The 19,434-nt window shown below is 52.4% G+C and carries 17 protein-coding genes, 1 rRNA gene and 1 other annotated feature; of the genes, 7 read left to right on the forward strand and 11 right to left on the reverse strand.

Annotated elements, in window-relative coordinates:
* Together ACFQI7_RS26315 and ACFQI7_RS26320 are read right to left on the reverse strand one after the other, a co-directional pair.
* Positions 1-386 (reverse strand): 16S ribosomal RNA (locus tag ACFQI7_RS26315); the annotation flags it as partial.
* 926 nt (positions 387-1,312) lie between these two features.
* Positions 1,313-1,513, reverse strand: coding sequence for a hypothetical protein (locus ACFQI7_RS26320; protein ID WP_218100810.1), 201 nt, complete (start codon positions 1,511-1,513; stop codon positions 1,313-1,315).
* Positions 1,514-1,992: 479 nt separating this feature from the next.
* On the opposite strand from ACFQI7_RS26320, the gene ACFQI7_RS26325 reads away from it, so the two are divergent.
* The gene (locus ACFQI7_RS26325; protein ID WP_218100809.1) at positions 1,993-2,241 is read left to right on the forward strand and encodes a hypothetical protein; all 249 of its coding nucleotides are present in this window, start codon (positions 1,993-1,995) and stop codon (positions 2,239-2,241) included.
* A 463-nt stretch (positions 2,242-2,704) separates the two neighbouring features.
* Positions 2,705-3,097, forward strand: a complete 393-nt coding sequence (locus ACFQI7_RS26330) for a ribosomal maturation YjgA family protein (RefSeq protein WP_268966842.1) — start codon at positions 2,705-2,707, stop codon at positions 3,095-3,097.
* Between the two features lie 328 nt (positions 3,098-3,425).
* Here ACFQI7_RS26330 and ACFQI7_RS26335 read toward each other — a convergent pair whose 3' ends face one another.
* The 3 genes from ACFQI7_RS26335 to ACFQI7_RS26345 all read right to left on the reverse strand — a co-directional run bounded on the left by ACFQI7_RS26335 (position 3,426) and on the right by ACFQI7_RS26345 (position 7,743).
* A complete protein-coding gene (locus ACFQI7_RS26335; RefSeq protein WP_218100808.1) occupies positions 3,426-5,546 on the reverse strand; it encodes an ABC transporter ATP-binding protein in 2,121 nt (706 codons plus the stop codon).
* On the reverse strand, positions 5,543-7,351 hold the full coding sequence (locus ACFQI7_RS26340) for an ABC transporter ATP-binding protein (RefSeq protein WP_218100807.1): 1,809 nt from the start codon (positions 7,349-7,351) through the stop codon (positions 5,543-5,545). Before ACFQI7_RS26340 ends, ACFQI7_RS26335 begins: the two co-directional genes overlap by 4 nt.
* A gap of 92 nt (positions 7,352-7,443) precedes the next feature.
* The gene (locus ACFQI7_RS26345) at positions 7,444-7,743 is read right to left on the reverse strand and encodes a hypothetical protein (protein WP_218100806.1); all 300 of its coding nucleotides are present in this window, start codon (positions 7,741-7,743) and stop codon (positions 7,444-7,446) included.
* Positions 7,744-7,844: 101 nt separating this feature from the next.
* Between ACFQI7_RS26345 and ACFQI7_RS26350 the strand changes: the two genes are divergently transcribed.
* Entirely contained in the window at positions 7,845-8,828 is a 984-nt protein-coding gene (locus tag ACFQI7_RS26350) for a metal-dependent hydrolase (RefSeq protein WP_218100805.1), read from the forward strand.
* Positions 8,829-9,031: 203 nt separating this feature from the next.
* Here ACFQI7_RS26350 and ACFQI7_RS26355 read toward each other — a convergent pair whose 3' ends face one another.
* Positions 9,032-9,265, reverse strand: coding sequence for an alpha/beta-type small acid-soluble spore protein (locus ACFQI7_RS26355; protein ID WP_218100804.1), 234 nt, complete (start codon positions 9,263-9,265; stop codon positions 9,032-9,034).
* 150 nt (positions 9,266-9,415) lie between these two features.
* On the opposite strand from ACFQI7_RS26355, the gene ACFQI7_RS26360 reads away from it, so the two are divergent.
* Complete coding sequence (locus ACFQI7_RS26360) at positions 9,416-9,592, forward strand: DUF5325 family protein (RefSeq protein WP_218100803.1); 177 nt, start codon at positions 9,416-9,418, stop codon at positions 9,590-9,592.
* 136 nt (positions 9,593-9,728) lie between these two features.
* Here the strand turns inward: ACFQI7_RS26360 and trpS are convergent, their stop codons facing one another.
* Positions 9,729-10,718: a tryptophan--tRNA ligase gene (trpS, locus tag ACFQI7_RS26365; protein ID WP_218100802.1), complete on the reverse strand. Its 990-nt coding sequence runs from the start codon at positions 10,716-10,718 to the stop codon at positions 9,729-9,731.
* 70 nt (positions 10,719-10,788) lie between these two features.
* Positions 10,789-11,045, reverse strand: a binding site (T-box leader).
* A 249-nt stretch (positions 11,046-11,294) separates the two neighbouring features.
* On the opposite strand from trpS, the gene ACFQI7_RS26370 reads away from it, so the two are divergent.
* The 3 genes from ACFQI7_RS26370 (at position 11,295) to ACFQI7_RS26380 (ending at position 14,496) form a co-directional block, all read left to right on the forward strand.
* A complete protein-coding gene (locus tag ACFQI7_RS26370) occupies positions 11,295-12,458 on the forward strand; it encodes a permease (RefSeq protein ID WP_218100801.1) in 1,164 nt (387 codons plus the stop codon).
* A 21-nt stretch (positions 12,459-12,479) separates the two neighbouring features.
* Complete coding sequence (locus ACFQI7_RS26375; protein WP_218100800.1) at positions 12,480-13,418, forward strand: TIGR03943 family putative permease subunit; 939 nt, start codon at positions 12,480-12,482, stop codon at positions 13,416-13,418.
* Positions 13,419-13,545: 127 nt separating this feature from the next.
* Positions 13,546-14,496, forward strand: a complete 951-nt coding sequence (locus ACFQI7_RS26380; protein WP_218100799.1) for an aldose 1-epimerase — start codon at positions 13,546-13,548, stop codon at positions 14,494-14,496.
* Between the two features lie 129 nt (positions 14,497-14,625).
* On the opposite strand, the gene ACFQI7_RS26385 is transcribed toward ACFQI7_RS26380, so the two are convergent.
* From ACFQI7_RS26385 to ACFQI7_RS26400, 4 genes are all read right to left on the reverse strand, one after another.
* A complete protein-coding gene (locus tag ACFQI7_RS26385; protein ID WP_218100798.1) occupies positions 14,626-15,129 on the reverse strand; it encodes a hypothetical protein in 504 nt (167 codons plus the stop codon).
* A gap of 493 nt (positions 15,130-15,622) precedes the next feature.
* Complete coding sequence (locus ACFQI7_RS26390) at positions 15,623-16,930, reverse strand: Gfo/Idh/MocA family protein (protein WP_218100797.1); 1,308 nt, start codon at positions 16,928-16,930, stop codon at positions 15,623-15,625.
* 63 nt (positions 16,931-16,993) lie between these two features.
* Positions 16,994-18,505, reverse strand: a complete 1,512-nt coding sequence (locus ACFQI7_RS26395) for an extracellular solute-binding protein (RefSeq protein ID WP_218100796.1) — start codon at positions 18,503-18,505, stop codon at positions 16,994-16,996.
* 52 nt (positions 18,506-18,557) lie between these two features.
* Positions 18,558-19,430 (reverse strand): carbohydrate ABC transporter permease, encoded by an 873-nt coding sequence (locus tag ACFQI7_RS26400; RefSeq protein WP_218100829.1) that lies wholly within the window; start codon positions 19,428-19,430, stop codon positions 18,558-18,560.
* Positions 19,431-19,434: the final 4 nt, after the last annotated feature.

Here is a 19,434-nt window from a genome sequence, read left to right on the forward strand (position 1 = left end):
CGTCAGACTTTCGTCCATTGCGGAAGATTCCCTACTGCTGCCTCCCGTAGGAGTCTGGGCCGTGTCTCAGTCCCAGTGTGGCCGATCACCCTCTCAGGTCGGCTACGCATCGTCGCCTTGGTGGGCCGTTACCCCGCCAACTAGCTAATGCGCCGCAGGCCCATCTGTAAGCCACAGCTTGCACCGTGTTTCATAAACGGAACATGCATTCCGCTTAATTATCCGGTCTTAGCTACCGTTTCCGGTAGTTATCCCTTGTCTTACAGGCAGGTTGCCTACGTGTTACTCACCCGTCCGCCGCTAGGGTCCGAAGACCCTCGCTCGACTTGCATGTATTAGGCACGCCGCCAGCGTTCGTCCTGAGCCAGGATCAAACTCTCCATTAAAGGTAATACTTTATCTAGAGAAATTGATTGCTCAATTCGTTACTGACTTATTGTTTGGATCTCTAATGAGATCCGCACTCACTCGTTGTTCAGTTTTCAAAGGACAATGGTTTGATCTTATTTTTTACCCATCTGCCTCAGCAGCAGACAAGAAAATAATTTATCACATTTACTACTTCAATGCAAGTGCAATGTTTTCCATGCTTGGGATCGCCCAGCAAGCTCAGACAACATAAACTTATTGACTCAGCCTCATCGTTTATTGCAACGACGACCGGGAAAATTAATTTATCATGTTTACATTCGTGCTGCAAGTACGTTTGTTTTCCATTCCTGGGATCTACTCCAGCAAGCTCAGAAGAACAATCTAACTTGTTGCATCAGCCTCATCGTTTATTGCAACAACGACCGGGAAAAGTAATGTATCATATTTACTTTCGTGATTCAAGTATGATTATCTTCCATTTGACACGGCAGTAAAACAATTGATAAAAGAGCTCCTTACCCCTTGCGTGCAGAGAGGGACTCTTTTCGATATTTATCTGTTTGCAGTGTATTGCGAGGATAGCTATCGCCGCCCGTTCCTAACGACCGGCTTCAGATGAATACATTGCATCCCGAAGGATATCTACTGCATGCTGAACGAGTTCTTTGTCGACTAAAGAGGACAACGCCGTGTTGCAGGCAGCTTAATCCCAGACGGGGTTTCGATCCGCTTTTCCAAAGCAGCCACTTCAAACGGATGCTTAAACTTGGTGATTGTGCCGCTATGACGCAACAACTTCTGCACTTCCCGGTTCAATCCAGCCCTTGGAATAGTACTTAGCCATCTGCAACTTCGCCGGTAACACATTCCCTCCTCTGGATTGTCGTACTCCTCAGCGTACTTATATTCGCCCACAACTCCTAGATGGACCTTATCGCCCTCAGCGATCACGATATAGTCGCCGGGCCTGCTTCGTATGAACGAATGCACTGACGGATCCGAGTCGATTACCAAACTGCTGCGCTTCGTATTTGTAATACGACTCCAGTCTTACTTTCACTTCTTCCTTGCTTACGTCAGCCAGGTTGCCAATGCACGCCCAGCTGATGCAAACAAACCCTTCAAAAAGTAATTCCGACATGCGCTCAATACCAAGAGGTTTAGATTTCATTTGGAACAAGTTCATGCCCTGACTCATCAATTCTTACAATGTCCAGCGCCATTACTGCGAACATCAAATCCTTGAAAAAACGACAGCTCGCCGCGGTTTCCGGGGACTGTCGTGCTTCTTCGATTTACGCTACTATTTGATGACGAATTTCAAGCCGGTTAATTGTTCGGTTAACATCTCCGCGGCGTTGACTGCCCATTGAAATACGCCAGGCTTGTAAAGGATGTCCGTGATGACTGCGATATCCCCATTCTCACAATAGACGCCGCCCTTCCCGTCGAGCTGAGGATGGACTGCGCACCAGACGGACGTGGCTGCGCCTTCTTCGATCGTCTTGAACTCATCGTTGTACTCAGCTAATACGCGCTCACCCTGCTAGTTCCACGAGTCCATCGCACGCATTTCGCGTTGGTCAGATTGCGGGCCAAGTCCGTCACGATCGTGCCCGGATGAACGGAAAATGCCCGAGCGTTATGCGGTTCTCCGCGCTTGCCCATCGCTACGGCGAACAGCGCGTTGGCCGTCTTGGATTGCGCGTACGCAAGCCATTTGTCATGGGCGTGCGTATTGAAGTTGAGATCTTCGAAATCGAAGCCGCCGAGTTGATGAGTAGCGCGACGATACGGAAAACGATTCTTGCACCTTCCGCCTTCTTAAGCGCCGGCCATAACCGCAACACAAGGCTGAAAATGTCCTAAAGGGTTCGTCGCAAGCTGGGATTCAGCCCCCCGCGAATCGCGAACGAGCGGAGTCGCCATGATGCCTGCGGAATTGATAAGGATAAGCAAAGGCCGGCCGGAAGCGAGGAACCGCTCCGCAAACTTATCTGGCACGGGATCCATGAGGTCCATTAGTTCCAACTCCACGCCCGGAACCGCGCTTAAAGCTGCCTGCACTTTCCGGAGTACGGACGGATGCAAAACCAGTTGGACAAGTTATGCCTTTGTAAACGCATTCTTCAAAGTTTTCCTAAATAGTATTTGTCACCGGTAGAAGTAAACGGTAAACTAATGTTCCAGCCGTCAGAACGATCGGCTGCCTTACTGTTTCACTTACATACCATTGTCAGACAAGGCAAAGTGAGTAACTGTCGTTAACTGTGGAAAGGAGTAAGGTATGAATCTGAGACCAATGAAACCAACTGACAACTGGAAGAGTAGGATGGCTTATTTCCTTACCGTCCTTGTTACGATTTCTCTAGGTCTCTGTTCTCGAGTCTTCGCAACTAACCTGCCTCCGATCATATCATCACACGCAGGAGATGCGCTCTGGGCGGTAATGATGTACTTTGGCATTCGAATGTTGTTCGTGCGTGCCAGTCTGTTTGCCTCAAGCACAATCAGTTTGATGATCTGTTTCTCCGTTGAGTTCAGTCAGCTGTACCAAGCGGAATGGATCGTTAATATCCGAGATACAATGTTCGGGGCTCTAATCTTAGGCAAAGGTTTCCTGGCTGTTGATCTGCTGCGGTACACTACAGGAATTGCTCTGGCTTGCATGGTGGATTGGTTACTTAGGATGGGTGGTTCAACGGAAAAAAAGAGCCGGAGGTGACCGACTTGCCGAAACTCGTCAAAGACAGCCGCTGCAAGGTAACCACTTAAGATATCGTTATTATTGGTTCAAGGTGGTAATAGTTCTTACAAAGATAACTTATTTTTATAAATACAATCGGTGTCCGCACTGGTTGTTTTTTTGATTTTCAACGCCATTTGTAAAAAAATAGACGTACTGAACTAAATAGTTAAGTACGTCAGTGATGCATATTTATTTATTCACACGCTTTTCTCACTAAATCCCCTAGTTTTTCTCAAGTTTCATGCTATTTTTCTCAATAATCATGCTCACACGCAAGTAGCAGCAGCCATCTAACGCCCCTCAGCTACCTTGCTTCCTGCATCGTCGCCTTCTGCTCCTTATACTGCAGCTCATACAGCCGGTAATAGTACCCGCGCTGCGCGAGCAAGGAGTAATGGTTGCCGATCTCGCGAACCTTGCCTTTGTGCATGACGATGATCTGGTCGGCATGCTGGATCGTAGACAAGCGGTGCGCCACGATCAGCGTCGTGCGGCCGGCCGAAATATTGCTTAGCGCAGCCTGTACGACAATCTCCGTCTCCGTATCGATGTTCGACGTCGCTTCGTCCAGGATGAGAATTTGCGGCTTGAAGGCGATGGCGCGCGCGAACGAGAGCAGTTGGCGCTGGCCAAGCGACAGATTGATGCCCCGCTCCCCAAGCAGCGTCTGGTAGCCGTCCGGCAAGCTGCGCACATAATCGTCCATATGTACCATGCGGGCCGCTTCCCGTATTTGCTCTTCGGTAATGTCCTGATTGTTCAAGCGAATATTCGAAGCGATATTGCCGGTAAACAGGAACACATCCTGCTGAACGATGCTGATGTAATGGCGCAAATCGTCCAGCGCGATCTCGCGGATATCGACCCCGTCGAGTTTAATGCTGCCTTTCTGGATATCGTAGAACCGGTTGATCAATTGGATGATGGAGCTTTTGCCCGCCCCGGTCGCGCCGACGAAAGCGACGGTTTGCCCCGGTTGAATCGTGAAGCTGACATCTTTCAGCACCCACTCTTCTTCAGTGTAGGCGAACCAAACGTTCTCGAACTTGATTTCGCCGCGGACATGCGCTGGAAGCCGTTTCGGCTCCTTCGTGTCGACGATGGCCGGCTTTTCGTCAAGCATGTCGAAGATGCGCTCCGCTCCGACCATAGCGGTCTGGATCTGGTTGTACTTCTCCGCCAAACTCATCAGCGGCTGGAAAAACTGCCGGACGTAGTGTGTGAAGGCGTACACGATACCGAAGGTAATGCCTCCCTCGATGACGCTGGCGCCGCCATACCAGAGCAGCAGCGCAATGGCCAAGTTGCCGAGAAAGCCGATCGCCGGCTGGAAGATCGAGTTAATGACCGTGCCTCGCATCCCGGCTTTGTAATACTCGGTGTTATGATGATCGAACTGCTCCCACTGCCGCTGCTCGCGAATAAACAGCTGCGTAATGCGGATACCGGAAAGATTTTCTGCCAGAAACGAATTCAGACGCGACAAAATGATGCGCGATCTCCGCTGCGCCTCGCGGATCACCGACCGATACCAGAATGTAAGTACGGCCAGGAAAGGCAGCACCGCAAACGACAGCAAGGCGAGTTTCACGTTCATTTGCAGCATGACCGCCACAATGCCGATGAGCACAATCATATCTTTAATCAAGTTAACGACGACTTGAGAATACAGCTGGTTGAGCGACTCCGTATCCTGCGTCACGCGAACGACGAGCCGGCCGACCGGATTGCGGTCGAAGTACGACATCGACATCCGGCTCAGATGATGGAACAACTGCTGCCGGATGTTGAAGATGATCGTCTGGCCGGTATATTGCAGCAGGTTGCTCTGCAAGTAGCTTAATATCGCCGAGCCGACAACGGCGATCAGGAAGATGGCGCCCAGCTTCGCAAATCCGCTGTAATCCTGCTTGCGGAACGCGTCGAGCGCCGACGATTCAAGCGGCTGTGCGGCAATGACCCGGCCGTCCTGCTGGGGAAGCTTCAAACCCCCGTCCGCCGTAACGACTCGCTCCAGCTGCCCCGGCGGAATCCATTCCGACGCAAGCCACTGGCTGCCGCCGACCTTAACGATTTGCGCTTTTGACGCGCCGGAAGGAAGCGAAAGCGCAAATGCAGCCGCGGTTTCCGAATCCAGCCGGGCATACGCTTTCCCGTTCCACAGCGTGACATCCCCATACGGCTTTAATATATCGCTATCCGCCGCGTCCATAACGACCATCGGTTTGTTCAAGCCGTTAATATGGCCGTCAATCGCCACCTTGATAAGATAAGGCCGGGCGAGATCGGATACGACGATCAGAAACGCTAGCGTGATGCAGAGCAAGATCATTTTCCAATAGGGCTTGGCATAGGACAGCAGCCGGGACAACAGCTGCGAATCTTTGAATTTCTTGACTTCTTTCTCGATATGGATGTCGTTCATGCTCCGGCTCCCCCTTGAAGCAGTCTTGATGGAATGCTTCCCTTCTCGTGTCCGTCCTGCCGCTCGGCCTCCTGGTCGAGAAGCTGCTTATGATGCATGTCGGCATAAATCCCGTTCAACGCAAGCAGTTGATCGTGATTGCCGCGTTCGACAATGCGCCCTTCGTCCATGACGACAATTTGGTCGGCATGCTGAACGGAGGAGATGCGGTGGCCGATAATGATCGTCGTTCGCTTGTTCATAACCGACTTCAACCCTTCCAGAATCCGATCCTCCGTAATGGTATCGACGGCGGACAAGCTGTCGTCGAAGATGAGCACCGCCGGCTTCTTGATGATCGCTCTGGCGATGCTGACCCTTTGGCGCTGGCCGCCGGAGAGCGAGATGCCCCGTTCTCCGAGCGCGGTATCGAACTGGTTCGGGAACTCGACGATATTATCGTACACTTGCGCCACCTTGGCCGCTTCCTCCACCTGCTCGTCGCTGTACGGCTTCGGATCGAAACCGATATTATCGCGAATCGTCGACGAGAACAGGAACTGATCCTGCGGCACGATCCCGATTTGTCCGCGGAGCGTCCGCAGCGGAATTTCGTGAATGTCGTGTCCGTCGATGAAGACCGACCCCTTCGGCGGATTGTACAACCGGACGAGCAGGTGCACCAATGTGCTCTTGCCGCTGCCGACGCGGCCGACGATCGCCAGACTCGAGCCCTTCGGCACTTTAAGTGAAATATTGTGCAGTGACGGCCGCGTCGCTTCCGGATACGAGAAACTCAAGTTGCGGATTTCAATACCGCCCTCCAAATCTTGAATGTCCGGGCTTGCCATCTCATCGTCTACGATATCGGGCTGCGTGTTGAAAATTTCAAGCAAGCGCTGCTCCGACGCTTTGCCGCGCTGCAGTTGATTGACGACTTTCCCCAAGTTTTCGATCGGGCCCATCAACAGGGAAAGATACGTGTTGAACGCCACGAATTCCCCAAGTGTGATGATGTTCTGCAGCACCATGATGCCGCCCATGACGACGGAGACGAGAAAACTGAATCCGACGATGCCGGAGCTAAGCGCTCCGAACAGTGAATTCGATTTCACGAAACGACGGTTCATATCGACCGCCCGCTGATTATCTTTGGTGAACAGCTCCCGCTCCGGTTTTTCCTGAATGAATGCCTTGACGACACGGATGCCGGCTGTAAATTCCTGCACCCGGCTGGTCAAATCGGAGATGGCCGCCTGCATGTCCGTCGATTGCTGCATAATGCGCTTATTGAACCGATATGCGATAATGCTCAGCAGCGGCAGCGGCAGCATCGTCACCAGCGTCAGCCACGGATTGACCGAGCTGACCATCGCAATGACGGAGACGACGATCAGGAACACCGCTTCCATCACGTTAAAATAGCCCTGCATCGTCACTTCGCGTATGACCCCTACGTCGCTGATCGCATGAGACATCAAGTCGCCGATCCGCTGGTTGTTGAAATATTGGGACGATAACTTCTCCCAATGCACGAACAGATCGCCACGTACCCGCATTTCCAATTGCCGGGACAAGCGGAACAAATAAATGCGTGACGTAGATCGAAAGAAGGCGATTCCAGCCCCGACGGCGATCATCCAGACCGCATAGCGGACCGCCTGATCGTAGGTAAGTCCGCCGACTTGCAAACTGTCGGTAAACCGGCCGAGAAGCCACGGAATGAGAAGCTGAAGTACGGATGATATGGACAATAATGCAAACCCCATAACGTAAGCTAAGCGGTGCTCCTTGATATGGGACCAAAAGATGTCTTTCCTGTGCATCCTGTTTCCTCCCGCGCGGTTTTTGAAGACTATTGTAAGGTTACCGCGATTGCGAATAAGAAACCATGGATTTCCTTGCCTCAAACAATGGACTATTTTACTTTTTCAAACTGCCAAATATGAATCTTGTCCTTCCCTCCGGGAACCCAAGGTATCATTGCATCCCATGCTTGCCACACTTGCTGAGGGTCGTCCCGGTTCCGCCGGGCCTCTCGCATTGCCCGATACTGTTCGCCGCTTAGGCCATGCCATATTTCGACAAATAGCCCCGGCTGCTCCGTTCCTTCGTACCATTCGACTTGGGGGTAGGAAGCTTGCATGCCCCGCATCCATGCTACATAAGCCTCCCGATGCTCCGCGTCAATTTTGTATTCGACAAAAACGATACACATTTTTTTCACGACCTTTGCTTTATTTTGATCAAGAAAATGATACACTAATACCAATGGGCTGCAATAGACTATGGAAAAAAAGAGTTTCAGGAGGAGAGTCCATGGACACTGGAACACACCTTGTGATCGGACTCGGATTGGCGGGCCTTGCTTATGTCGATCCTGTCGTAGCTTCGAACGGGGCGGTTTCCACTGCGGTACTGATCGGTACGGTCGTCGGCTCCCAGGCGCCGGATGCGGATACGCTATTAAGGCTCAAGGATAACGCGACTTACATTAAGAATCACCGGGGAGCCTCCCACTCCTTGCCGGCTTTGCTGATATGGACGGCGCTCATCTCCGGTTTTCTTTGGCTTTTCTTCGGTAATTTGCCGATGACCCATGTCGTCATGTGGGTGTTTATCGCCGTAGCGTTCCATGTGTTCACCGATTTATTCAACACGTACGGTACGCAAGCGATCCGCCCGTTCTCCGAACGATGGGTCGCGTGGAACATTATTCACATTTTCGACCCTTTTATTTTCACGTCGCATGTACTCGCGATTTTCTTGTGGTCGTTTCATCTGGTCAGGCCTGAAGTGTTGTTTCCTATATTATACGGCGCCATAGCGGTGTATTATATATGGCGGTCCTGCTACCATTACTTGCTGGAGTCGCGCATTTACAAGCGGGATCTCGCTTACGAACCGGGGGACCGGTACATTTTTATTCCTACGGTGCATCTGTACCAATGGCAGGTGCTGAAGAAAAAAGAAACCGGCTCGTTCGTGCTCGGCGAATACCGGAACCGCCGTCTAAAATGGGTGGATTGCGTTACATGCGCCGATCACCCGGCGGTGGAAGCCTCGAAGTCGCATCCGGATATCGCATCGTTTTTATATTTTTCCTCATATGCCTGCGCGGATGTACGGGAACACGCCTGGGGTTATGAAGTGAGATGGGTCGATGTGAGATACCGCCACCGGAAACAGTATCCGTTCGTCGCGATGCTGTTAATGGATGCGCAATATAAGCCGATCGATTCGTATGTCGGCTGGCTAAGCCATTCGCGGCTGGAAAAGAAACTTCGACTGGACTTGTATTGAACCGATTTATCGTCCGTTTCCAAGGCGCCTGCGCCGGCATGCAATGCCCGGCTCGGGGTCTTTTTGTGCCGATCGCCGGATTGGCGCAGGAAGGCCCCATTAGGACGGCCGACAGCTTGTCCTGTGTCCTCATGCAATTGAAAAAAGCCCAAGGATTTCTCCTTGAGCTTGCAATGATACTTTTTGATGCCTGAAGCGTGAAATTAGCGAGCTTGGCCGGATTGGCCGGCAATGGTTTGCTCAGCGATTTGGACAAGGCGGCGAGTGATGTGACCACCGATTGCACCGGCGTCGCGAGTAGCCATGTAGCCCATGTAACCGTCTTGCGGAATTTGAATTCCGAGCTCTTGAGCTACCTCATACTTTAATTGATCCAATGCTTGATTTGCTTGCGGAACGACCAGTTGGTTGCTGCTGCGGGATTGACCTGCACCCATGTTCAGCACTCCTTTCAAGTGAATGAATGTCTTTGATGTATTTGCAAGCTTGCAAGCTTATTATGTGACGTATGCCTCAAACTATACACATCATTTTGAAAAAACTTTATGAGTTTCAAATGTTCCGCGAAAGGCAGGTGGAATCCGTATATGAGTAAAGGTTTAGGCTTGCTTTACGCCGTGATCGGAACGGCGCTTCTCGCTTGCGTCAGCTATTTTATGGCGGCGGGGCGACCTTGGCTGGCGATGCTGTCGGGCCTCGTCTCGATTCTCTTTATCGGCTCCGGCTTTATCGTCAAAGCGAAGCTGCGCAAAAAAAACGGGTAGCGCACGCCCCCGTGCCTTCCGGCTAAGCCGACTTCGAACCGGCGTTCTTGCAGCAATGCCTGTATCATTAAAAAAAGACCGGATAACGCGGAACCGCACGCCTGTGCATGCAGCCCGTTTTTCCGGCCTTTTCTTATTACAATACGATAAAACCCATCTTTTCCTTGACCTGTTTCAGCATAACTTCCGCTTGCGCCGCTGCGCGTTCTTTCCCCTGCTTCAGCACCTCGTACAGCTCGCCGGACTTGCGGATTTCGTTGTACCGGATCTGGATCGGCTCAAGCGTCGCTACGACCGCTTCCGCCAAATCTTTTTTGAACGGGCCGTAGCCTTGTCCTTCATACTGCGCTTCGATGTCGGCAATCGTTTTGTCCGAGCACTCGGCGTAGATGCTGATCAGGTTGCTGACCTCCGGCTTTTGCTGCGGGTCGAACTTCACTTCCCGGCCCGAGTCCGTGACGGCGCGGCTGATCTTCTTACGGATCACGTCCGGCGCGTCCAGCATCGCAATATAGCTTCCTGCGTTCGGGCTGCTCTTGCTCATCTTCTTCGACGCGTCGTCGAGCGACATGATCCGCGCTCCCACTTTCGGAATATACGGCTCCGGAATCGTGAACGTCTCGCCGAAGCGGGTGTTGAACCGCTGCGCCAAGTCCCGCGTCAGCTCCAAATGCTGCTTCTGGTCGTCGCCTACTGGCACCAGATCGGCATTGTACAGCAGAATGTCGGCCACCATCAGCGAAGGATAAGTGAACAGACCTGCGCCGACCGAATCTTTACCCGCCGACTTGTCCTTGAACTGCGTCATACGCTCCAGCTCGCCCATATACGTGAGCGTCGTCATCAGCCATCCGAGCTCGGCATGCGCATGCACGGTCGATTGCAGAAAGACCGTCGCTACGTTCGGATCAAGCCCGGCGGCCAAATACAAAGCCGTGACCGATTCGGTCTGCTCCTTCAGCGCGGCCGGGTCCTGCGGCACGGTAACGGCATGCATATCGACCACCATAAAGTAACAATCATGCGTATGCTGAAGCTTTACGTAGTTTTTCAATGCGCCGATATAGTTGCCGAGCGTCGGTTGACCGCTGGGCTGCATCCCTGACAATACTCTTAGTTTTGACATTGTGTAATATCCCCTTTGTGAAGTTGATGTTGATCCCGATCGACCGGAAATACAAAAAGGCCTCCCGCCCGCAAGGGACGTGAGACCGTGGTGCCACCCTTATTCACTCTACGCTGCAAACTTAGAGACTACATTGCAGCACGCGAGCCTTCAGCTCCTGTAACGGGGAGAACCGGACAAGCTTATCGTCCGCTTGATCCGACCAGCGCACGTTTCAGCTCTCAGCTCAAGGATCCATTCGGACGGACGCCGCCCGCCGGTTCGCACCATCCACCGGCTCTCTTGAGAGCTGCCTTTCCGCTTACTTCTTCCTGTCATTGCTGTTAAAAGACATCTTACTCCGATCAAAAGCTCCTGTCAACTTGCTCACATCAAAGGATTGGAGCGTAACCCGAGCTACAATCTTTGCTTTTGCGAAGAAGTCAAGCGGGAGTCCGCCGGCATGCCTGTTTTAACGCCGCTGCTTCTGCCGGCATATTAATCGGCCGTTTTCGAAATCTTGTCCTATATATGTATCCGGGCGCATACGTTATTATAGTAATAATAATAATTACGATGAACAAGGAGAAATGCCCCTTGCAGAACATTATTTTCCGCTGGAGCACGAATATACTTGCCGTTCTGTGCCTCGTGATGCTGTATCTCATTTATACGCAAAAGGAGCAGCCGGACTTGTCCTTCCTTGCTTCGGACAGCCTGCAAAGCTTCAAGACGCTGTTCATCAGCATTATTCTTGAAGCATTCCCGTTCGTGCTGCTAGGCGTGCTCGTGTCGGCGCTGCTGCAAATGTTCGTCTCCGAACAAACGATTCGCCGTCTCGTGCCGAAAAATCCGGTGCTCGGCATCGTGTTCGCCTGCGTGATGGGCATTATTTTCCCGTTATGCGAATGCGGCATGATCCCGGTGATCCGGCGTCTGATGCGCAAAGGAATGCCGGTGTACGTGGCCGTCGTATTTATTTTGGCCGGACCGATTCTCAATCCCGTCGTCTATGCTTCAACCTATATGGCATTTCGCAGCCGTCCCGAAATCGCCTATGCCCGAATGGGACTTGCATTTGTCGCGGCGCTCATCATCGGACTGGTCATCTACCGGTTCGTGCGAAGAAATCCGCTCCGCGGGGCGGAAGGCGCTCAGCCGCATCGGCATGAACATCATGTACATCCGCAGCATGATCATCATGATGGGCATAACCGCAATCATCAACATGATCATGCTCAGACAATTCAACGCGATCATTCCCACGATCAGCGTTCAGATCACGCGCATCATGGGCATCACGCACATGATCACAGCCATCCTGCCCACGATCACCGTCATGATCATGGCGGCAACCGGTTGTTTTCGCTGTTAGGCCATGCTTCGGACGAATTTTTCGATATGGGCAAGTATTTGATTTTCGGCGCTTTTCTTACCGCAATCATTCAAACGATGGTCGCCCGGGAAAGTCTAGTCTCGATCGGTCAAGGCGAAGTCAGCTCTCACCTCTTCATGATGGGTCTCGCCTATGTTTTGTCGCTATGCTCCACTTCCGACGCGTTTGTCGCGTCCTCATTCGCAACGACCTTCTCCACGGGCTCTTTGCTCACATTTCTTGTCTTCGGCCCGATGCTGGATATTAAGAGCACGCTGATGATGCTGTCCGCTTTCCGCGCCAAATTCGTACTTCAGTTGTCCGCGCTGGTGTTTGTCGTCGTACTCGCCGTGTCGTTGTTGTACGAACGCATTTTTATCACGTAACTCGTTAGGAGGGAACGATCTGTGAGTTCACGCACGCTCGGTATTCATCATGCGATTAAAAGCGTCATTCTGCTTGGCTTCGCCATTTATATCGCTTATTTGGTCAAAACGGACAACATCCTGTTGTATATTGCACCGCGGATGATCGTGTACGTCAAATGGTCGGCGGTCGCGTTGTATGCCGTAGCCGCTTACCAAATGTATCAGACGGTCCGGACGTTCAGAGGACAGACGGAAACGGACTGCGATTGCGACCACGATCATACGCCTTCCCGATCGATCATGAAAAATACGGTGATCTACGGCCTTTTTTTCCTGCCTCTTCTGCTCGGGGTTACCGTACCTGACAGCTCGATGGGCAGCAGTCTCGCCGCGAAAAAAGGAATGAACCTGAGCAGCGCCGCATCGGTCAAAAAAGACATGGTTTCCGGAAGCGGCTCATCGGTTCCGGAGGCAAGTCCGCCGGACAGCAGCGCAGCAGCGGGAAGCGGATCGAACGGGGCCGCGGCGTCGGACGGCGAGCTGTTCCCGTCGGATAAATTTACGAAACATTACGCGAAATACGCCAAACAGCTGTATCAGTCCAGCGTCATCGCGGTCAAAGAAGAGATGTATATGGAGACGCTCACCACTATCGATTTGTATTTGGACCGTTTCGTCGGCAAGAAGCTGCAGCTCACCGGCTTCGTCTATCGGCAGCAAGAAATGAAAGACAACCAGTTTGTCGTCGGACGGTTTACCGTCCAATGCTGCTCCGCCGACGCTGCCCCGTTCGGCGTGCTGGCCGAATACGACCGCGCCAAGACGCTCGCCAGCGACAGCTGGGTGACGGTGACCGGCACGATCCAGAAGGGCAGCTTCAACGATATGGATGTCCTTCAGCTGAAAGTCGAGAACGTGGCGAAAGCGGAGCCGGCAAAAACACCTTACGTGTATCCTAACTATGAGTTCGGTTCATGATTAAGGGAAAAAGCTTCGTCCAAATTAACGAGTGTTCTTTCCGATTTTTGCGCTATAATGAAGTTGAATGTCCTGCAAGTTTTCCCATCCATCCTATAACCTGTTGTAAAGGAGCGCTTCATCCGATATGATCAAGCAAATCGATTGGTACGGTACGCCTGCCTATACGCTGGAAAACGACCGACTGCTCGTCCGTATTTGCCCTGCCGTCGGCAACAATGTATATTCCATTCACGATAAAAAACTGAATCGGGAAATGCTCCGCGTCCCGTCCGGACCGCAGGAATTAGCGGAACAGCCCATCCAGTTCGGCACACCGATTCTGATGCCGCCGAACCGGATCAGCGAAGGAACGTTCCGTTACGACGGACGCGAATACCGGTTCGACATCAATCATGCGACCGGCAACCATATTCACGGCATGGTTCGCAGCCAGCCGTGGACGGTGACCGCCACCGGCGAAAGAGACGGCAAGCTGTTCCTTACCTCCATCCTCCGGTTGGCGGAAGACGCCAATGTGCAGCGTCAATATCCGCATGCGCTCGAGTTGGAATTAACTTACGAGCTGGAGGGCGGTACGCTTCGCCACCAGCTAAAAGCGACCAATCGCGGCGATACGAAGGCACCTTTCGGTTACGGGCTGCACACATGGTTCCTGCTTGACGGCCAGCCGGAGCAATGGAAGCTTCAACTGCCTGCCGTCGGAAGCTGGGAGTTGGACGACAAGTGCATTCCGACGGGAACCATTGCACCGCTCAGCGGCCGGTTCGAGCAGCTGATACACGGAGATAGCCTTGAAGGACATAACCTGGACATGGTGTTCCAGATCGGCGATTACCCTTGCCTTGCGATTTTGTCCAGGGACGACGTCGAAATTCGCTATAGCGGATCGAGTGTGTTTAAGCAGTGGGTCATTTTTACAAAAGGCGAGGCGCAGGACTTCATATGCTTGGAGCCTTATACTTGGGTAACGAATGCTCCGAATCTCAATCTGCCCGAAGAGGTGACCGGCCTTCGAGGCATTGAACCGGGCGAAACGTTGGAGCTTGAAGTGAAGCTGGACGTAATCCATAGCTAATCAACAATATTGCACATTGCGATGACAAATAACGGTGATTTGCGCTCGGCTTGGGCGTTAAGTGTCAACGGAAAATATAATTATAAAAACAGACATCCGAATCGCCGAATGTCTGTTTTTCTGTTCGTTCTATGTCGCAGCCGTACTTTGCTGCCTTTTCCGAATCGCATGAACCCCCATGACGACCGCAATCAGCTCTTCCATCGGAAAGTTCGAATCATTGACCAGTTCGAAGGCACCTGCCGAGAACATCCCGCTAATTTTGCGAAAATGCGCTGCCGTGCTCCCTTCCGCCGTCTTCACCTCGTATTCATTGGAAAATGCAGGCGATTCAATATATAGCTCTTGTCCGCTTACGCTTACATAAACGAAACGCTTGGCGAAAAAAGTTAATTTGGCCTTTAATCTTCCTAGTTCGCGGTCCATATGATCGGAAATCGTCCAAGTATTGGAGAACACCGGGAATTTGCCCTTCACGATTTCCCTCCCCGACGCATCTCTTACGGTAATGCCCGAACCGAACATGGAGTGCAAATCGAGCGATCCGACTTTCCATTCCCTCTCATCGGTTATGTCTGTCTCCCCGCTGGACAAAAAATTGTCCCGAAAGTATACTTTGCCGGATTCCATCATCGTCTCCCCTTCCTCCATTGCCGTTACCTTTCATACGCACAAGAATGGCAATAAGTTGCAACCGTACCTCCAGCTCATAAATGGCCCGCGGTCATCACAATGTTGGAAAGACGCACAATGATAGGTAAAGTGTGGAATAGTGGAAACACGGGAGTAAAGGTTTGGATACTAATAAGGCAAATCGAATCATTAATGGCCCTAATCCCGCTATTTCCCATCGAAAATTATAGTGATAGGACGATTAATAGGCCAAACCGAATAATTCAAAGAAATATCCCTTCGAATCGTTCGGTTTGGCCCACTATAAGTAGATCATTACGTTTTCGAGCAAATTAAGTGGGTTTCCGCCAACTATTATTGCGATTTCCCCTATTACGCTGCATCAATTGCCCCTGAACCGCCCACCGCGGCGATAGTGCGAATAATTCTGCCCCTAGACAATCACCGCTGCAAACTCGCGGCTTCGTTTTGCGCACGCCAGCCGTTTCCGCAATCAACGTGCGGCTGCAGGCGCAGGTGCGCGCAGCACTTCTTCCAGCCGAACGGGCCGATGCTCCAGCACCGAGCGCCACACCGCCTCGCCCGTGCCGATCGAGTACGCGCCGTCTTCGCTGCCGGACAATATGTCGTACCCGCGCGCCGGATCGGGACCGAGGAACAAGTCCTCGAGCAGCACCGGGTCGCCGCCGCCGTGTCCGCCTTCGCGGTGCACGACGTGGATCGTCTGCTTCGAGCCGAACAGCGGGAAATAATCGATCGTCTGCACCTCCGTCGGGAACGGCGTTCGGGACGGCGCATGATACTCGATCGTTTCGATGCGGCCTTTCGTCCCGTTAATCGCCAGACGATATCCTTCATACGGCATCGAGAAATTGACCGAGTAGCTCAGCAGCGCCCCGCCGTCATATTTGACCGCAGCCGCGTACGTGTCCTCGATGTTAATATCGGAGTCGTAAATACAGGCATCCGGACGGTAGCTCGTATAATCCGCCTTACTGCCTTCGCCTTTCACGGTGCCCAGATGATCGTCCTTGACGGCCATATCCCGGCTGCGCGTCGACCAGCGCGTATAATAAGCGCAGTCCTGCTTCACGTCACAGGTACCGCAGTGCCTGCCGTCTTCCTTCCGGGGATTAAGCTCCCCTTCCGGTCCGTAATAGTTGAGTGCGCCATAGGCGAACGCTTCCACCGGCTTTTGGCCGATCCACCAGTTGACAAGGTCGAAGTGATGCGAGCTCTTATGGATGGACAGCCCGCCGGAAATTTCGCGAATCCGGTTCCAGCGCTTAAAATAGCTGGAGCCGTGATACGTATCGATATACCAGTTCAGATCGATCGAAGTGACGCGGCCGACTTTTCCTTCGAGCACCATTTCCTTGATTTTCGTATGGATCGGTGCGTAACGATAGTTGAAGGTTACCGTCACTTTCCCTTTGCTTCGTGCCTCCGCGTCCATAATGCGGCGGCAATCTTCTCCCGTCGTCGCCATCGGCTTTTCCGTCAGCACGTCGAGATCTTTTTCCAGCGCTTTGATAATGTATACCGCATGCGTATCGTCGCGGCCGGTGGCTAGAATAACGTCCGGTTTCGTCTCGGCGACCATCCGGTCGAAATCGTCCGCCCCGTATTCCGGCACATCGGCCAACTGCGGATACTGGCTCTTGCACACTTCATGCCGGCGCGCATCGATGTCGAGCAGACCGACAATCTCACATTGTCCTGCGAACGTCGCCAGCATCGGCCCGATAAACATGCCGATCGCCCGGTTGCTGACGCCGCACACGGCGTATTTTCTTTTCATACGACTCCCATTCCTCTCTCTCTTCTCTGGATGTATAGATGCTCCTGTCCGAATACTTCGCCGTTATTTCTTCTGCGTTTTCAAATAGTCCGCTTTGTACTCTTCCATCACTTTGCCGCCGCCGGCTTTTTTCCATCTGTCATATTCCGCCTGCAAGCCTGCATCGTCGAGTTTCCCCATAATGTATTTCGTTTGCGCATCCGCAACCATTTGATCCAGTTCCGCGCCGCGCTCGGTGTACGTAGGAGAATTGAGCGTCAGGGCCGGATTCGGAACGGCATACTTCATGTTTTCCTTCGCGATGGTCACGCCTTTTTCACCGATCGGCGTATCTTTGAGCGGAGCGACGTTAAAGCCTTCCACATACGGCAAGTTGTCGCGGTACGGCTTCACTTCACGCTGGAATGCGGAAAAATCTTTAAATTCGACTTTGTCTCCGGCTTTAACGAAATGCGTATTCTCGACGCCTCGCATCAGCAGCGTAGCCATCTCCGGATCCATCAGCTTGTTGAGGAAGCCGAGATACTGCTTGAGCTCCGCTTCGTTTTTGACGGACGATTTCGGGAAGACGAAAAATCCGCTGTTCCCCGGCTCGCCGGAAACTCGAATGCCTTGCGGTCCTTTCAGCGGCTCCACGTCAACGACCGCGTTCGGGTCGTTTTTGGACAGGCGGTCTGCCTGGCTTTTGCCCGTTTGAGCTACGGCGATTTTCAGTCCCGCACGGCCGGAATCGAACATTTTCTCCGCTTCGGTCGAATCGAATACGGCAAAGTCTTGATTAATGAGCTTCTCGTCATACAACCGCTTCAGCAGCTTGAGCGTATCTTTATACTCTTTGGTCATGAATTCCGGCGTAAAATTGCCGTCCTTATCGACCGCCCACTTGTTCGGAGCGCCGAGTGACGTTGCCAGACGCGTCGTAAGCGAATATTGGCCTTCATTGTATTTTTTGAACAGCATCAGGCCGTACGTATCGTTCTTACCGTTTTTATCCGGATCGTTCAGCGCCATCGCTTTCGTTACGTTGTACCATTCGTCGACGGTCGTCGGCAGCTTGAGCCCGAGGCTGTCCAGCCAATCTTTGCGAAACACGACGGACGCGCGGCCGATGTCGCTGAAATTCGGCACCCCGTAAATTTTGCCGTCCACGGAAATGTTATTGTAAAAAATCGGGTTTTGCGCGGACAAATTTTTGAATTCTTTCAAATACGGGCCGACTTCCCAAAAAAGATCGGATCGCAGCGAGCTGACGATATTCGGATTGTACTGCACCTTGACCATTTTCGGCATATCGCTGGAGGCGATCATGACGTTGATTTTGTCGTTGTAAGCCGAATTCGGTATCCATTGAATATCAAGCTTCGCGTTCGTGTATTTTTCGATCATTTGCTGAACCGCGCTGTCCTTCGCCGGGATGTCCCCGACTTGCGTCACCGCCATGCTGATGTTGAGCGGTCCGGAAGATTGCGCTCCGCCCGCTGCCTGATCCTGCGGTTTCGCGCCGCAGCCGGCAACCGATGCCGCCGCGGCAAGGGTAGCCGCCAAAATGACTGTCGTTTTTTTACTGGATATCATGGTGTAGTTCCTCCCGTTTACGTATGGTTTCTCTATTTAAGGTGAATCCGGATTACCCTTTTACCGAACCGAGCATGACGCCTTTGGCAAAATGCTTCTGCAAGAACGGATATACGAGCAAAATCGGGATAGTCGCGAACACAATGGCAGCCATCCGGATCGTGAGCGGCTGAATTTCCGTCTCGTCGAAGCCGGTGTCGCCGATGCGGCTTTGCGCCAAAATGACGATCTCGCGCAGCAGCACCTGAATCGGCCACTTCGTATTGTCGTTGATGTACATGACGGCGTTAAAAAATTGGTTCCAATGCCCGACCGCATAAAACAAGCCGAAAGTCGCCATCGCCGGCATCGACAGCGGGAGCACGATGCGGAACAGTACCCCCACGTCGCCGCAGCCGTCGATTTTGGCCGAATCTTCGAGACCGTCGGGAATTTGCTGGAAAAAGTTTTTCAGGACGATCAGGTTGAAGGCGCTGATCGCGCTCGGAATCATGAGCGACCAGAGCGTATTGGTCAAATGCATCGCCTTGACGACGAAGTACGTCGGAATCATCCCGCCGCTGAACAGCATCGTGAACAGGACGCCGAGCAGAATCGTCTGGCGGCCGCGAAGGGTCGCCTTCGCCAGCGGATACGCCATCAGCGATGTGAACAGCAGATTGATCAGCGTTCCGATCACCGTAACATAGATGGAGACAAGTAAACTGTGCGTCAGCGTTCCCGTCGATAAAATGTACTTGTAAGCGGACAAAGAAAATTCCTTCGGGAACAGGATGAATCCGCCTTTGGCCACTTCATGCGGGCTCGTAAAAGATACGGCCAATATATAAATGAACGGAATAACGGTGATTGCGGCGATGATGGTCAACAGCGCATAGTTTACGCCGTCAAAAATTTTGTTGCCGATCGTTTTGTCTTGATGCATGGCC

It is taken from the genome of Paenibacillus allorhizosphaerae (assembly GCF_042659105.1).
Taxonomy (GTDB): Bacteria; Bacillota; Bacilli; order Paenibacillales; family NBRC-103111; genus Paenibacillus_G; species Paenibacillus_G allorhizosphaerae.

Bases quoted from the DNA above. Each gene is read 5' to 3' on its own strand.
- ACFQI7_RS26320 (WP_218100810.1), bottom strand. From the start codon at position 1,513: ATGTCGGAATTACTTTTTGAAGGGTTTGTTTGCATCAGCTGGGCGTGC.
- ACFQI7_RS26325 (WP_218100809.1), top strand. From the start codon at position 1,993: ATGAACGGAAAATGCCCGAGCGTTATGCGGTTCTCCGCGCTTGCCCAT.
- ACFQI7_RS26330 (WP_268966842.1), top strand. From the start codon at position 2,705: ATGGCTTATTTCCTTACCGTCCTTGTTACGATTTCTCTAGGTCTCTGT.
- ACFQI7_RS26335 (WP_218100808.1), bottom strand. From the start codon at position 5,546: ATGAACGACATCCATATCGAGAAAGAAGTCAAGAAATTCAAAGATTCG.
- ACFQI7_RS26340 (WP_218100807.1), bottom strand. From the start codon at position 7,351: ATGCACAGGAAAGACATCTTTTGGTCCCATATCAAGGAGCACCGCTTA.
- ACFQI7_RS26345 (WP_218100806.1), bottom strand. From the start codon at position 7,743: ATGTGTATCGTTTTTGTCGAATACAAAATTGACGCGGAGCATCGGGAG.
- ACFQI7_RS26350 (WP_218100805.1), top strand. From the start codon at position 7,845: ATGGACACTGGAACACACCTTGTGATCGGACTCGGATTGGCGGGCCTT.
- ACFQI7_RS26355 (WP_218100804.1), bottom strand. From the start codon at position 9,265: ATGGGTGCAGGTCAATCCCGCAGCAGCAACCAACTGGTCGTTCCGCAA.
- ACFQI7_RS26360 (WP_218100803.1), top strand. From the start codon at position 9,416: ATGAGTAAAGGTTTAGGCTTGCTTTACGCCGTGATCGGAACGGCGCTT.
- trpS (WP_218100802.1), bottom strand. From the start codon at position 10,718: ATGTCAAAACTAAGAGTATTGTCAGGGATGCAGCCCAGCGGTCAACCG.
- ACFQI7_RS26380 (WP_218100799.1), top strand. From the start codon at position 13,546: ATGATCAAGCAAATCGATTGGTACGGTACGCCTGCCTATACGCTGGAA.
- ACFQI7_RS26385 (WP_218100798.1), bottom strand. From the start codon at position 15,129: ATGATGGAATCCGGCAAAGTATACTTTCGGGACAATTTTTTGTCCAGC.
- ACFQI7_RS26390 (WP_218100797.1), bottom strand. From the start codon at position 16,930: ATGAAAAGAAAATACGCCGTGTGCGGCGTCAGCAACCGGGCGATCGGC.
- ACFQI7_RS26395 (WP_218100796.1), bottom strand. From the start codon at position 18,505: ATGATATCCAGTAAAAAAACGACAGTCATTTTGGCGGCTACCCTTGCC.
- ACFQI7_RS26400 (WP_218100829.1), bottom strand. From the start codon at position 19,430: ATGCATCAAGACAAAACGATCGGCAACAAAATTTTTGACGGCGTAAAC.